Annotated in this window: 15 protein-coding genes and 1 riboswitch; of the genes, 14 read left to right on the top strand and 1 reads right to left on the bottom strand. The window is 42.0% G+C overall.

Going from position 1 to position 15,247, the window contains the following annotated elements:
• Window positions 1–212: 212 nt before the first annotated feature.
• A complete protein-coding gene (locus BLL40_RS07050; RefSeq protein ID WP_073711197.1) occupies window positions 213–1,262 on the bottom strand; it encodes a tetraprenyl-beta-curcumene synthase family protein in 1,050 nt (349 codons plus the stop codon).
• Window positions 1,263–1,690: 428 nt separating this feature from the next.
• Here BLL40_RS07050 and BLL40_RS07045 point away from each other — a divergent pair, with 428 nt between their 5' ends.
• From BLL40_RS07045 to BLL40_RS06975, 14 genes are all read left to right on the top strand, one after another.
• Window positions 1,691–2,200: a class I SAM-dependent methyltransferase gene (locus tag BLL40_RS07045; RefSeq protein ID WP_342743116.1), complete on the top strand. Its 510-nt coding sequence runs from the start codon at window positions 1,691–1,693 to the stop codon at window positions 2,198–2,200.
• Window positions 2,201–2,262: 62 nt separating this feature from the next.
• Window positions 2,263–2,712 carry a DinB family protein gene (locus BLL40_RS07040; protein ID WP_073711267.1) on the top strand — a complete coding sequence of 150 codons (450 nt, stop codon included), beginning with the start codon at window positions 2,263–2,265 and terminating at the stop codon, window positions 2,710–2,712.
• Between the two features lie 913 nt (window positions 2,713–3,625).
• Window positions 3,626–4,462, top strand: a complete 837-nt coding sequence (locus BLL40_RS07030; RefSeq protein ID WP_073711195.1) for a TetR/AcrR family transcriptional regulator — start codon at window positions 3,626–3,628, stop codon at window positions 4,460–4,462.
• Window positions 4,463–4,555: 93 nt separating this feature from the next.
• Window positions 4,556–5,224, top strand: coding sequence for a response regulator transcription factor (locus tag BLL40_RS07025; RefSeq protein WP_073711194.1), 669 nt, complete (start codon window positions 4,556–4,558; stop codon window positions 5,222–5,224).
• On the top strand, window positions 5,224–6,597 hold the full coding sequence (locus tag BLL40_RS07020; protein WP_073711193.1) for a sensor histidine kinase: 1,374 nt from the start codon (window positions 5,224–5,226) through the stop codon (window positions 6,595–6,597). The genes BLL40_RS07025 and BLL40_RS07020 overlap by 1 nt, the downstream gene beginning before the upstream one ends.
• Before the next feature lie 6 nt (window positions 6,598–6,603).
• Complete coding sequence (locus tag BLL40_RS07015) at window positions 6,604–7,134, top strand: PepSY domain-containing protein (RefSeq protein WP_073711192.1); 531 nt, start codon at window positions 6,604–6,606, stop codon at window positions 7,132–7,134.
• A 93-nt stretch (window positions 7,135–7,227) separates the two neighbouring features.
• A complete protein-coding gene (locus BLL40_RS07010; protein ID WP_073711191.1) occupies window positions 7,228–7,737 on the top strand; it encodes a PepSY domain-containing protein in 510 nt (169 codons plus the stop codon).
• A 133-nt stretch (window positions 7,738–7,870) separates the two neighbouring features.
• Window positions 7,871–8,061: riboswitch (cobalamin riboswitch) on the top strand.
• Window positions 8,062–8,346: 285 nt separating this feature from the next.
• Entirely contained in the window at window positions 8,347–9,069 is a 723-nt protein-coding gene (locus BLL40_RS07005) for an energy-coupling factor ABC transporter permease (protein WP_073711190.1), read from the top strand.
• The gene (locus BLL40_RS07000; RefSeq protein ID WP_073711189.1) at window positions 9,066–9,344 is read left to right on the top strand and encodes an energy-coupling factor ABC transporter substrate-binding protein; all 279 of its coding nucleotides are present in this window, start codon (window positions 9,066–9,068) and stop codon (window positions 9,342–9,344) included. Before BLL40_RS07005 ends, BLL40_RS07000 begins: the two co-directional genes overlap by 4 nt.
• Window positions 9,341–10,003 (top strand): energy-coupling factor transporter transmembrane component T family protein, encoded by a 663-nt coding sequence (locus BLL40_RS06995; RefSeq protein ID WP_073711188.1) that lies wholly within the window; start codon window positions 9,341–9,343, stop codon window positions 10,001–10,003. Before BLL40_RS07000 ends, BLL40_RS06995 begins: the two co-directional genes overlap by 4 nt.
• Window positions 10,000–10,800 carry an energy-coupling factor ABC transporter ATP-binding protein gene (locus BLL40_RS06990; protein ID WP_159434204.1) on the top strand — a complete coding sequence of 267 codons (801 nt, stop codon included), beginning with the start codon at window positions 10,000–10,002 and terminating at the stop codon, window positions 10,798–10,800. The genes BLL40_RS06995 and BLL40_RS06990 overlap by 4 nt, the downstream gene beginning before the upstream one ends.
• 102 nt (window positions 10,801–10,902) lie before the next feature.
• Window positions 10,903–12,240, top strand: a complete 1,338-nt coding sequence (locus tag BLL40_RS06985) for a polysaccharide deacetylase family protein (RefSeq protein WP_073711186.1) — start codon at window positions 10,903–10,905, stop codon at window positions 12,238–12,240.
• 128 nt (window positions 12,241–12,368) lie between these two features.
• A complete protein-coding gene (locus tag BLL40_RS06980; RefSeq protein ID WP_073711185.1) occupies window positions 12,369–13,667 on the top strand; it encodes a hemolysin family protein in 1,299 nt (432 codons plus the stop codon).
• A 117-nt stretch (window positions 13,668–13,784) separates the two neighbouring features.
• The gene (locus BLL40_RS06975; RefSeq protein WP_073711184.1) at window positions 13,785–15,230 is read left to right on the top strand and encodes a nicotinate phosphoribosyltransferase; all 1,446 of its coding nucleotides are present in this window, start codon (window positions 13,785–13,787) and stop codon (window positions 15,228–15,230) included.
• Window positions 15,231–15,247: the final 17 nt, after the last annotated feature.

Raw genomic sequence — 15,247 nt, 5'->3', positions numbered from 1 at the left:
AACGGTGAAGCAAAACGAGTTGCTTCACCGTTTTTTGGATGGCCTATCTTGCATTAAAACCGACATACGATGTCAACGTAGATGAATTTGTAAAGAAAAATAGTATTGACAATCAAAAACTAGTTGCAGGGACGACAAAAGCATATACAGCAGAGCCGAAAGCGCCCCTTCGAAATCATATTTCGGGAAGGTGCTTTTGTTTGAAACAATGTTTATGCTTGGCGATACACCCAACTATTTAGATAAAAAAACAGAGTGGGCAACCCACCAAAGCGGATAAAACGTTTAGCCGTTCGTTTCAGATCTTTATCTTCCTGAACTTTCTTATCCGCTAGGTAAATGGCGATCAGGCCTTTGTTAATCAGTTGATGAAATTTACAATCAGGCAAACTACGGATACTCTCCTCGGCTTTTTCTTTGAAATACCGGATTCGTTCAACCATTTTTTCTTCATTTTCATAATAGAAGACAAAATTCAAATCATCCTCTTCTCGGTCTTCTTGTTGATCAATAAAATAATCAAGCATAATATGAAGACCTTGAATCCAAGGGAAATATCCATTTTTTAATACGCTCACTTCTTCTTCTTTCAAACGGTAGGATGCATAGGCAGCAAAACAAAAAATACCTAATGTAGAACCTGCACAAGCAGAAAATTCATACCAAGTCATTGCGGGTACTTCGTGCTTGTGCCTCTCAAACCAATTTTCTAATAATTCAACACGCTTATTTTTTTCAACATGTTTGAATACTTGTAAATCACAATAGTAACCGGCTAATTGATGCATAGCATTCTGTGCATTTTGAAATCCAGGCAGTTTTTCCAGAACATTTTGACAAGTTAATACAAGGGAAGCCAAATAACCGCCATCGTCTTGCTCGTTCCGATATTGATAATAATTTTCGGGCTCTTTTCTAGGGGTTAAGGCATGGTGCATAGATTGATGAAGCATCCGGAAATCTCTTTCATCTAAAGAAGTGCTCCTGTCACAAAGATTATCTAAGTAGTCACTGATCGTTTGATAAGCCACAATAAATCGAATAATGTTTCTGCATTCTTTTCCTGCAAGCAATCCGTAAACAGCTCCACCTTCACAGTGGAAAGTCTTCTCTTTAATGCTGGAAAGCGCTTGTTTTCGTAATTCCTCATTTGGGATCTTGTTAGCCTTCTCCCTCCATTCATTTAAATAATGATGTGCATCGGGAATCACTTCTTGTTGTATTTTATACAACAATGTCCATGGCTTCGTAGGAACTTTCAAGGCATACCCTCCTAACTAGATTAAAAGTAGAATTGCATACGTTTTCATATGAGCTGTGCTTTGTCAATGATAAGCTCTTTCTTGATTGAGCAATCGCTCTTGCACTATTTTTGAATAAGAAACCTCAGATGTTCAAACTTATCTATCATCACTAAGAGTTACGAGGTTTCTTCTCGTCGTAAATAATTTAGGCCCTTAATGTATTCGACTTTTTGGAAGATAATCCTTTAGAATTTCACTGGATTGTAATTTATTTGAAAAAAAGCTACTTTCATCTAATAGGATCTCCATCTAAATAGAGGGGGCGTTTTTTATGTCGGAAAATGATAAAATAAACGGATAGCGGTGATAAAGGCATTGTTTGCGAAAAGGGGCCATCAATTATGGAAAAGACAGAGGAATAGATTTGGCCGGATGAGATGAATGGAATGCTGATTGAGCATATTGCGCGTTATCAATTTGCGATTCACTATGTAAAAGGGCGTGTACTTGATATTGCATGTGGAAGCAGATTTGGCACGCAGATTATTGCGAAAACAGCGAAAAAGAGATTGACGGAAGTAGTTGGCGTTGATCGTGATGTTGAGACGATCGTGTATGCGAAAGGACGCTATTATTATCCGCTTATTACATTTGAAGCACAGAATGAAGCAGATCCGATGCTGCCTGATCGGTTAGGGGTGTTCGATTCCATATTTAGTTTTGAAACGATCGAACATTTGCAAGATGAAACAATGTATCTTAACCATTTGTATACGATGTTAAAACCAGGTGGAACACTAATCATATCAACGCTGTTTGGACACGGACGCGGCAAGCGTTATGAATCGGTAGAAAGCTATTATCAGCGAGGTGTGTTGGTTGAACAGGTACCTGGAAGGAAGGGGCGGCATTACCCAATTGACATCGTCGTTTGTACGAAAAATGAGGCGGAATAGTTTGCATGATAGGAAGTATGTATTATGATGTGTTTGTATGTTTACATAAAGGAGTGATTTTGATGGAATCAATGAAACAATTTGGATTTTCACGTGCGGCTACAATTGGTACACTGGAGCAGGCACCGAAAGAAAAGTGGGACGAGCAGCCTTCTGGCTATTCAAATACGATTCACTGGAATGCGGGACATGTTTATTTTATAACAGAAGCGCTATTACATAGGGTGGATGACAGCTATGAGATCGAACGACCCGAGTGGGGCGCTCTATTTGGAAATGGAACACGTCCATCTGAATGGACAGGCGACGTACCAGAAGCAGAGGAAATAGTAAAGGCACTTGGGCAGCAAGTAGGCCGTGTTAAAGCGCATTTTTCAGAAAAACGAAGTTCAAATCCAGTGACGATTGCTGGCTTTGAGATGACGACGGTTGAAGCGATTCTTCAGTTTGTCACATGGCATGAAGGCATGCATCTTGGAATTATTAAATCATTAACAAATGCAGTGAAGTAAGCAAAAACGCCCTCGCCGAATTCAAGCGAAGGGTGTTTTTAGCGATGAAACTATTCAGTAAGAGTAACTGATCTCATTAGTCTGAAAAATCAGATAAACAGGAAAGGGAATGAATGTACATGAAGCGATTGAAGACCGCAGGGGAAATAACGGTATTTGAACAGCTGGAAATTGACAAAGACGCATTGGAGTGAATGGTCCATGCTAGGTATTTAGCGGCCGCAGGAAATAATTTGCTGTCGTATGAACTGATTGTCATAACGGAGCTGGACAAGTTAGCCTATTACGAAACATTTAAAAGATAGGTGGGATAAGATAAAGATGAAAGTTGATCAGAATTGAACTACCCCCACTTAGCTAACGCTTGAAGTGGGGGATTCCTGCGAACACCTGTGTATCCCCCCGTTATTGAGCAGGCTCTACCCGTAGTCCCTACGGTGAAAGCACAAAATATCATGTACGTTGGACTTGCCACAGGCCCTACTTTAGCTTGGTTTTCGCGACTTCGGTACGTGTGGGGGATGAGAACGTTGAAGATTTTACTTAGCAGCCGTTTTTTCCTGCTAGAACCTCATATCTTCAGTTTTCAAAGAACAACTTGTACAGGAGGAATATACCATATAAACACATGTTTTGATACGCAAAAAGGCGCTTCATCTCCCACTTATATTTGGGCTACGCCCTGTACAAAATGGAAGAGGGAGATGAAGCGCCTAAAAAAGATAAAAACAGGGTCTCTTATTCGATTCGAAGACCTTGTTTTTCATTCATTAGACAGTTATTATAACAAATATTTAAACTATACGTATAGTACAAATGATTAAGTGAATGATTTTGAAAGTATTGAAGTGAACGAAAATTTCCGCTAATGTATGTTTAGACCATGAGTTCAAACTAGAGGAAGTGTAACGAATTGAATGAACGAAAGAAAAAGGTAATGGCGGCCGCACATGCGCTATTTGTTAAAAAAGGATATGTAGCCACATCCGTGCAAGATATTTTAGAGGAAAGCGGTATTTCGAAAGGAACATTTTATAATTATTTCTTGTCGAAAAATGAGCTATTAATAAGCATTTTTGAAAAAATTAATAGTGAAACGGATGAACGACGGATAAGTATGCTTGCCGGGCGGACGGTTCACGATAAAGAAGTGTTTGTCGAGCAGATTAAAGTGAAAATGGAAGTGAATAAAGAGAATAATTTGTTTGTGCTTTTTCAAGGAGTATTTGTGTCGGAAGATGCGGAGCTGAAAAAGTTTGTGAAGCAGCATCATTTAACAGAACTGCGATGGATACAAAGGCGGATGATCGAAGTATTTGGCGAAAAGGTACAGCCGTATTCAACGGATTTAGCAGTTACATTGTTCGGTCTTGTGCAAAATATGGTTCATTTTGTTGTAGCGGTTGAAGAGAAATTAGAGCTTGATGTCATTATTGGCTATGCGATGCGCCGCGTCGAATCAGTCGTGCAAGATGTGATGAAGACAGGTGATCAGCTTTTTGATTCAAGCATTCTAGAACGGTGGATGCCGGAAAAAACATTATATCGGGAAAATAAGAAAAGCGTACTGATGCGAAAAATCGGTGTGATGCAGGATGCAGGAGACTCTGATCAGGAAGAACTTCTGTCGTTTTTACAGGATGAACTGCAGGCGCCGGAACCACGCCGCCACGTCATTGAAGTGGTACTGGAGGATGTGAAACAAAACGAAGAACTAAAGACGCTGATACATGACTTTTTAAACGAATGAATAAAAGGACGGTTCCTTGTGGACCGTCCTTTCTTTTGGACAAAACACACTGCTGCAACGATAATAAATAGTAACGAAAGGGGAGACCTGAATGTGAGCGCACAGCGTATTTTAATTATAGAAGACGAAGAACGGATCGCCCGCGTGCTTGAACTAGAACTGGAACATGAAGGGTATGAAACGAAAAAAACATTTGACGGGCTTGATGGCATTGCAGCTTTTCGTGAAGGGGCATTTGATCTTGTTCTCCTTGATGTTATGCTGCCGGGAATGGATGGAATGGGTGTCCTGCGCCGCATTCGTCAAGGAAGTGATGTACCCGTTATTATGCTGACGGCGAAAGACACAGTGACGGACAAAGTGGAAGGTCTTGATATCGGCGCGAGTGACTATGTGACAAAACCATTTGATATGGATGAATTGCTTGCGAGAATTCGGGCAGCCCTTCGCAAGTCGGTTCAAACGATGGTACTAACCGCCGGGGATCTATTCCTGAATGAAGAGTCACGTGACGTGACCCGTGCGGGTGAATCGATTGATTTGACGCCGCGTGAATACGATTTACTTCTCTATTTATTGAAAAATAAGCGCCATGTGTTATCTCGAGAACAGCTGCTCGATGGTGTGTGGGGATACGATTACTATGGGGACACGAACGTGGTCGACGTGTATATCCGTTATTTGCGGAATAAAATGGATAAATCGTTTGAGGTGCCGCTTATTCATACAGTCCGCGGCATCGGCTACGTATTAAAAGATTGATGAAGTTAAAAAACAAAATTCATCTCGGGACGAGTGTATTGCTCATTGTCATCGTCATTCTCATGAATACGGCAGTCTATTTTGCAGCCGGCATCATGTTAAAAGAAGCAGATCTTGAGCGGACAGCGACAGAAGCGAGACGAATCATGACGGGTGTTTCGAATCCAGCTGTTGCCGTGTCAAGTGCTGAATTGCTTCGGGCATATGCGCCGGCGGACGGGATGGTGCGCATTATTTTACCAGATTCGACAGTGGACGGTGTTTCTGCCTCACCCGGAGCCATCGATTTGCGCGAGCGTGAAGCTGTATACGAAACGGCCGAACAGCGAAGTGTGCTGGAGGTTGGAAGCGCACGCTATGCACGTGTGACATCACCTGTCATTTGGCGAAATGGGGACGTAGCGTCATTAGAAATAATGGAAAATTTGCAGGCGACTGACCGCATTCTCAGTATTTTGCGAATCGTGTTAATCGCTACGTCCATTTTAGCGGTTATTCCAGCTGTCCTATCAGCACGTGTGCTTGGGGCAGTCATTTCCAATCCGATTGCGAGTATGACGCAAACGATGCGCCACATACGAGAAAGCGGCCAGTATGAACAGATTAAAATGAATAGCAAACAAAATGATGAATTGAATGAAATGGCGGAAACATTTAACGACATGATGGAGCAGCTGAAAAAAAACTATGTGAAGCAGGAAGCATTTGTACAAAATGCATCACATGAATTAAAGACGCCACTGACGGTCGTTGAATCGTATGCAAATTTGTTAAGGCGGCGAGGGAAAGACCGGCCGGATTTATTTGATGAATCTGTTGAAGCGATTCATGAGGAAGCGGTGCGGATGAAAGAATTAACGCAGCAGCTATTAACGCTTGCACGGCACGATGAATCATGGAACATTCAAAAAGAGCCTGTACACGTAGCGTCATTTGTAAAGGAGGCCGCGGAATCGTTTGAAAAAGCGTATGATCGGCGTGTTGATGTAAAGGTATATGCATCCATTACTGTATGGACTGATCGTGCGAAGTTACGCCAAATTCTGTACATTTTTCTTGACAATGCCCGTAAATATTCGGATAAGGAGATTTGCCTTCTTGTTGAAAAAAATGAAATTCGTGTCATTGATAAAGGCATTGGTATTCCATCTGGTGACATTGATAAGATATTTGATCGTTTTTACCGAGTTGATAAAGCACGTTCTCGCAAAACGGGCGGGTTTGGTCTTGGACTGTCGTTGGCTAAAGATATAGGGGTTGCGATTGGAACCGATGTGAAAATAGAAAGTAAAGAAGGAAAAGGGACGACGGCGATCATCACTCTTAGCGATATCTCAGAATACATGGCTACAATGAATGAAAAAACGGAGTGAAGAGAAATGAAAAAAGTTTGGATCACAATCGCTGTCTTAACAGCTGCGGCGGCTCTTTTTTTTATATATCGGAATGGGACGACGCCGAACGTTACGATGACGGAAGCAGGTGAGCAGCTGGCCGAGCTGTATAACGGCACAGTGACAAAATCAGCTGAGAGAGATGGGCAGTATGTGTATACGATTGAAGTGGCCAAAGAGCAATATGTGATAACCGTCGATAGCGAGACGGGTGAACTTCAGAAGATGATTCGAGTATCAGAGCGAGTGAAGGAATATAAAGAGTCGGGAATTGAAGAAGAGTATGCACTTAGAGAAGAAATAGATCCAGCGAAGGAATCAGGACCGTTGACAGAAGCGGAAGCCGGAGAAATTGCGCTCCGTGAAGTGCCTGGTACGATCGATGAAATTGAAATGGGCGACGAGGACGAAGCGGGTTCGTTTATTGTCGATATTGATCTTGCAAACGGTGACGAGGCAATCGTGCAGGTGAATGTCATTTCTGGTGAGATTATGTCCATTTCATGGGATGATTAATGTCTCTCATCGAACTCTCATTTTTCTAACCTTATTTTCTCATCTTGCGAGGCTATGATAGAAGCAAGATCAAAAAACAAGGAGGAAAAAAACATGAAAAAACGTACAATGACAGGCGGATTATTAGCATTAGGGCTTATTGGTGGAGGAGCTGTATGGGGTGTTCAAACAGATAAAATTCAAGCGGAAGTGCCGAGTGTGGGTGCGAAATTGACGATGGAAGAAGCAAAAGCGATCGCTGAAAAAGAAACGAAAGCGGTCGTGGAAAGCATTGAACTTGAGCACGAATGGAATGGACCTGTTTATGAAGTAGATACAAATCATCATGATATCGCCATTGATGGAGACACAGGGGAAATATTGAAAATAGAACGTGATGATCATGACGACGATGATGATAACAATGAGGCAGTAAATGTAACGGTTAAACAAGAAGAAGCGATTGCGGCTGCGAAGAAAAAAGTAAAAGGTGACGTAACTGAAGTGGAACTTGACGACGGCCATTATAAAATTGAAATTCGTGACAGTAAAACAGAAACGGACGTGTATGTAAACGGTGCAACCGGTGAAGCAACAGTCGGCGAAACCGATACAGATGATTAAGTTGAAGAAGCGCGATACTTTGGCGCTTTTTTTACTTGGTTTATGAACAACTAATCCATTTTTTACTGAATTAATGAATTTTCCCTTGTCAAAATAATATATTTCCTGCTATCCTTGACTAGGAAAATAAAACTAAATATGAAACATTAAAAGTGCCCGGAGTTCGAACGTCCGGGATAATAGGGAAATCGGTGTGAATCCGATGCAGCCCCCGCTACTGTAAGCGCGATGAAATTGTCTATACCCACTGGTGCATACACCGGGAAGGAGGACAAAAGTAAAAGGACCGCGAGCCAGGAGACCTGCTTTTAATGCCTAAACACTATTCTTCGGTGGGAAGAACGGGATGAATACGTATAAAGTATGTCTTTTTTGCGATTTTCTGCCCCTGCTCCATTAAAGAAGCGGGGGCTTTTTGCGTTACCGAAAAAGGAGTGATCGACATACGTCAACATAGAAATTAACCGAAATGAATCGGTACGTTCTTATTTGTAAAAGTTTGCCCCCGGACTATCATGAAATTAGAACGTGCAGCTTTCCATCCAACAAAGAACTTGCTGCTGTATTTATCGATGCAGCCCGTTCATTTAATTGAAAAGAGGCTATTGTATGAAAAAATTAATCATTTTATTGCTTGCTGTCTTTTTCTGGCTGAACTCTTACACAGAACCGGCGGCGATGCACATTATGGAAGGATTTCTGCCCATAGGATGGGCTATTTTCTGGTGGATCCTGACTATACCATTTTTTCTGTGGGGATTAAAAACGTTAAAAACAGCTATTGATGAAAACCCGGAAGCGAAGCTTATGATCGGTTTTGCTGGTGCCTTTGCGTTTGTTTTATCCGCATTAAAAATTCCTTCTGTGACTGGCAGTAGTTCGCATCCGGTCGGGACAGCACTTGGCACAATGATGTTTGGACCGTCAGCAATGACCGTACTTGGTATGATTGTTCTACTGTTTCAGGCTCTTTTGCTCGCGCATGGAGGCATTACAACGCTAGGTGCGAATGCTTTTTCAATGGCGATTGCCGGTCCATTTGCGGCATACGCAGTGTACCGTCTGTTGAAAAAAGCGGGCGTGAAAGCGGGAACGAATGCTTTTTTCACGGCCTTTGCGGCAAATATCGTAACCTATACCGTTACGTCTTTGCAACTGGCACTTGCTTTTCCATCTGAAACGGGCGGAGTATATGCATCATTTCTTGAATTTGCGGGCATTTTCGCCGTGACACAAGTATCGCTTGCTGTATGTGAAGGATTGCTGACAGCTGCTGCCGTTAATTGGTTAGAGAAGCACCGTACATCGCTGAGAGGGGTTCATTTCTCATGAAAAAAAACATCATCTTATTTTTGTTAGCCGCGGCAATTGCTATCATTCCACTTTTTATGTGGCAGGACAGTGAATTTGGTGGGGCAGACGGTCTTGCAGAAGAAAAAATCACGGCTATTCAAGCGGACTATAAACCGTGGGCTACACCCGTTTTTGAACCGCCGGGCGGTGAAACGGAGAGTCTTCTTTTTTCATTGCAAGCTGCTCTTGGCGCTGGCGTAATTGGATACGTAATTGGAACGATCCGCACGCGTTCGAAAAGAGAGAAATCATGAATGTGCTCAACCGCGCGGCATATAACAGCCGTTTCGCTCGCATTCACCCCGCTGAAAAGGCGGCTATCTGTTTACCGATGCTGCTTCTTTCTTTAATATGGCGAGAAACGGCCGTAGCACTATTTGTAGTGTTCATGGCTTCCATATTTGTTTCTAGGGGCGGTGTATCACTCATTTTATATATGCGATTATTAATGGCGCCGGCTACGTTTATTATAGCCGGCGTTTTGCCAATTGCTTTTTCTTTTGAAGGCTGGTTATCTATATACGCAAATAAAGAGACTATACAAGAAGCTGTGAAAACAGCCTGTGCGGCGTTTGCTTCTGCCGCATCTCTCTACGCGTTTATTTTGACAACGCCTTTTACACAAATTATTTGGCTGATGCATGTTTGTAAATTGCCTTCATTATTTATTGACATTGTGGCGCTCGTCTATCGCTTTATTTTTCAATTGTGGGAAAAAAAGAGCGAGGTGCTGATGGCACAGACGCTGCGATCCGGACGCCCGGGTATTCAAATGGCTGCAAGAGCCGCCGTTCATATCTTTACATCAACATTAATGGAAATGAATGAGAGACAGCATGCTGTCGATTTACGCGGCGGTTTGGACTATATATCATCGTCTGAATGGCAATCAATTTGGAGGAAAAAGAAATGATCGAATTAAAAAGTATTTGTTCCGTTTATCCTGATGGAACAGAAGCATTAAAACAAATCAACACGACGATCAAAAAAGGTGTGAAAATAGCTGTCCTCGGTGAAAGCGGTTCGGGAAAATCAACACTTTTTCATCATTTAACCGGATTAATGCAGCCAACTGCCGGTACGATTTTATGGGACGGGGAAGAGCTTATCTACAAAAGAAAGCATCTGCAAAAATGGAGAAGAAGAATCGGCTTTGTGATGCAAAATCCGGATATGCAGTTGTTTGCACCGACAATAGAGGAAGATGTGATGTATGGTCCGCTTCAGCTTGGCTGGACGAAAGAAGCGGCAAGAATAGCTGCAACAGAAACGATGAAGGCGTGTGGAATTGAGCATCTTCGTCATAAACCGCCGCATGCACTTAGCGCAGGTGAAAAAAAGCGTGCCGCTATCGCTGGGGTAGCAGCGATGGATCCGGATGTATTCATTTTGGACGAACCAGAAGCTGGACTAGACCCCGCGAATGTGCAAAAACTTATCGCTTTAATTCACACATTCCACCAGCGTGGCAAAACCGTCATCGTATCAACCCATCATGTTGATTTTGCTTATGAATGGGCGGATGAATACATTATTTTAGATAAAGGCAGCCTGTTGAAACATGATCGGCCTTCCGTTGTTTTCAGTGAGCCACTCTCCTCTGCTCTAGACATTCCCTGGGCATTTGAAATTGGACGCTTATGTGGAGAAAATCCGTTGACAAAAAAAGATGCCCTTTGCATTCTTCAACAATTGATGACAAAAATGTAACAATTATTTCAGGAAAAGGGTTGTATTCTTTTCATAGATTCATTAAAATTAAAAAAATGGAATTCATAACCAAAAAATGCGCGAAATAGTAGGGGATGCAAGATGAAGCAAAAGAAATTAATTCTTGTAGTGCTGGGCAGTATAACGCTGTTTGTTCTTCTAATTGTAGCTAACCTGCTTGTTACAGGAACAGATAGCCGGGATGAAGCAATCGTGTGGGCAACGGAAATGAAAAAATCAAAATATGACGGTGTGGACATTAAAACGAAAGTGGCCGAAGAAAAGCTTTATAATATGGCTGTTCATTATCCCATTTTTTCAGAAGCGATTTTAAATGAACAGATAGAAAAATATGTCCAGTCAAAAGAAACACAATTTTTCGAGGAATTGGATGCTGTTAGGAAAAGTAGATTGTCTAAAAAACCGGCGTCATTTACTCTTACATTTCGTCTTAATTCAGCAGGTGAAGGGTTTTATTCTATTATATTCACAACAGAAACATATATTGGAATGGGCAAAAATACTGTTTCATGCGATACAATGATCGCAGATGTGGCAGCTAAAAAGTGGATTACGTCACGAGAGTTATTTATTAACCCCGACAAAGCTGCACGTGTATTGCAAACGCCTGTGCAAAATGTTCTTCTAGAAAAAGAAGGACAAGGTGAACAAGTGGCTCAACTGTTCGCGGGTAAAGAGGCACTGTCGAACATATATATAGAAGAGCATGATATGGTCTTCAATTTTAATAAAGGTGAATTAGCAGAAGTGAGATTGCCGCTTAAAACGGTTTATCCTTATTTGAAAAAAGAATGGCGGGAACGCTTTGCCAAAAATATCGAAGAAGGGCAGCAGGTTCAAGAAACGCTTGCTGCATCCAGTGGTAATCATGTGAAAAAAGTGGCCCTTACATTTGATGACGGTCCGAATCCAGACAGCACGACGGCTATTTTAAATGTGTTGAAAAAGTATGAAGTGAGAGCAACCTTTTTTGTTCTCGGCAGCCGTGTTGATTTTTATCCGGAACTTGTGGACCGAATGGTTCGAGAAGGTCATGAAATTGGCAACCATACATGGAGCCATAAAGATTTAACGAAAATTACAGCGGAAGCGGTAAAGAAAGAGCTTGGTACGACAGCTGAAGCTGTTGAACAAGCGGCCGGTGTCTCGCCGATTGCGGTCCGTCCACCTTATGGGGCGACGAATGAACGAGTCAATCAAATTATTGGCGCACCACCTGTTCTTTGGTCAGTTGATACGCTTGACTGGAAATCTCACGACCCGAAAGCCATTTATGATATAGTGAAACGAGACACGAGGGACGGTACGATTATTTTAATGCATGATATTCACAAAGCGACAGCTGATGCCCTTGAAGATGTGATCGTTTACCTTCAAAAGCAAGGATATAAACTCGTCAGGGTAGACGAACTTTACTAACAGTCCGGTCAGCGATGCTGAGCCGGATTTTGTGTTAAATGGATAGATAACGTGGTATAATAGGATAAAATAAACGGCTTATTTTTACATTACAGGAGGTGTACGCCTCGTTTATTCGGGGCTTGTCATTGGAGATAATCAATTTAATCGGAATCGCTCTATTAATCGCACTGACTGCATTTTTCGTTGCAGCAGAATTCGCGGTTGTTAAAATGCGCTCATCGCGTGTCGAACAACTCGTCGCAGAAGGAAAACCAGGTGCGGCGGCAGTTGAGCGTGTCACAACGCATTTGGATGAGTATTTATCGGCTTGTCAGCTTGGAATTACGGTTACAGCGCTTGGACTCGGCTGGTTAGGCGAACCGACCGTTGAGGCGCTGTTGCACCCGCTATTTGAGCGATTTGAGCTAGCACCTTCCATTGCATCAATTTTGTCATTTATAATCGCGTTTTCGGTTGTAACGTTTTTACATGTAGTCGTTGGGGAACTGGCGCCAAAAACAGTTGCGATCCAAAAAGCAGAAGCTGTTACGCTGGCATTAGCTGTTCCGTTGATCTGGTTTTACCGCATTATGTATCCGTTTATTTGGGTGTTAAATGGATCTGCCCGTCTGTTAGTCGGTGTTTTTGGGCTGAAGCCGGCGTCAGAACACGAATCCGTTCATACAGAAGAAGAATGGCGGCTGCTGCTATCTGAAAGCTATGAAAGCGGGGAAATTAATCAAATTGAACTAAAGTATGTGAATAACATTTTTGAATTTGATGAGCGCATGGCGAAAGAAATAATGGTGCCGCGGACGGAAATGGTCAGTTTGTCGATTGAAGACACGATGAATGATGTGATTGAGGTTGTCAAAGAAGAAAAATATACGCGTTATCCGGTTATTTTTGGGGATAAGGACAATGTAATCGGTATGGTCAACTTTAAAGAAATTTTAACTGTTGCGGTGAAAGAAGAACCACTTCCGAAAGTTGAACAGCTGCGTCCGTTTGTCAAACCGGTTATTCGTGTATTTGAAAATATACTCATTCATGATTTACTTGTGAAAATGCAAAAAGAACGGACGCACATGGCAATTTTAATTGATGAATATGGCGGTACGGCTGGTCTTGTGACCGTTGAAGATATTTTAGAAGAGATTGTCGGCGAAATCCGTGATGAATTTGATGCCGATGAAATTGCCGAAGTACGGAAAGTAAAAGAAGATCATTATTTATTTAGCTCAAAAGTGTTGATTGGAGAAGTGAATGACCTTCTTGGAACGGCGCTGGATGATAAAGATGTGGATACATTAGGCGGCTGGTTTTTAACAGGTAAGATAGACACGAAATTACATGATAGTATTGAAGAAGACGATTGGGTGTTTAAAGTGACGGAAATAGACGGACATCACATCATATATATTGAAGCAAAAAAACTCGCATAATGCGGGTTTTTGTTTGTTAGAGACGAGAAAATATCTTGAGAACGGTTGCCGCCGTATGCAAAAAGGTGTAAGATGACAGGGATAAAGCGCGATGGAAAAGCAAAGGGAGTAGTAATTATGTCACGATATGAAGACGACAGTCTTGCCTTGCATACGGACCTTTACCAAATTAATATGGCTGAAACGTACTGGTACGACGGCATACATACAAAAAAAGCAGTATTTGAATTATATTTTCGAGAAATTCCATTTGGCAATGGGTACGGTGTTTTTGCTGGTCTTGAAAAAATTATTGATTATTTAGAGAAGTTTCGTTTTACAGATAGCGATATTGAATATTTACGCGTTCTCGGATACGGGGATGACTTTTTGTCGTATTTAAAAGAAATGCGATTTACAGGAACGTTAAAAAGCATGAGAGAAGGCGAGCTTGTTTTTGCGAACGAGCCGATTTTGCGTGTCGAAGCACCGTTGGCAGAAGCGCAAATTATTGAAACAGCTTTGCTAAATATTGTGAACTATCAAACATTAATTGCGTCGAAAGCATCGCGTATCAAGCAAGTGCTGGGGGAAGAGCCTGCGATGGAGTTTGGTTCACGTCGTGCGCATGAAATGGATGCAGCAGTATGGGGAACACGTGCAGCATACATTGGCGGGTTTGATGCGACAAGCAATGTCCGCGCCGGAAAATTATTTGGCATTCCTGTATCTGGCACGCATGCGCATGCACTCGTACAGACGTACAAAGATGAATATACCGCCTTTCATAAATACGCACAGCGTCACCGTAACTGTGTTTTTTTAGTCGATACGTACGACACACTAAAATCAGGTGTACCGGCCGCTATTCAAGTGGCAAAAGAACTGGGCGATCAAATTCATTTTATCGGCATCCGTCTTGACAGCGGAGATATGGCGTATTTGTCAAAAGAGGCGCGTAAAATGTTAGATGAAGCTGGTTTTCCTGAAGCGCAAATTATTGCGTCCAATGATCTTGATGAATATACCATTATGAATTTAAAAGCAGAAGGTGCGAGAATTGATGTATGGGGTATAGGCACAAAAGTGATCACGGCATATGACCAGGCAGCACTTGGTGCAGTATATAAACTCGTATCCATCGAGGACGGAGCAGGAGACATGATTGATACAATTAAACTGTCAGCTAATCCTGAAAAAGTAACGACACCTGGCTTGAAACGTGTGTATCGAATCGTGAATAAATTGAACGGTAAAGCAGAAGGTGATTATATAGCGCTTGACCAAGAAATTCCGCAAAATGAAGAAAAGTTGAAAATGTTTCATCCCGTTCATACGTTTGTAAGCAAGTTTGTCACGAATTTTGAAGCGCGTGAACTCCATGAGCTTATTTTCTTTAATGGCGTACGTGTATATGATCTGCCTGCTATTGAATCGATTCGCCAGCTGACGAGTGAAAATCTTGAACTGCTTTGGAATGAATATAAACGGCCGCTCAATCCGGAAGAGTATCCGGTTGATCTGAGTCAAAACTGCTGGGATAATAAAATGAAAAACATTCAAGCGGTAAAAGTACAGCAGTAGCCTAATTCGCTCAAAAA

The organism is Domibacillus mangrovi, assembly GCF_001906925.1.
In the GTDB taxonomy this organism is placed as follows: Bacteria; Bacillota; Bacilli; order Bacillales; family Domibacillaceae; genus Domibacillus; species Domibacillus mangrovi.
The sequence above is the reverse complement of the archived record's forward strand: the minus strand, read 5'-3'. Positions and strand labels throughout refer to the sequence as shown.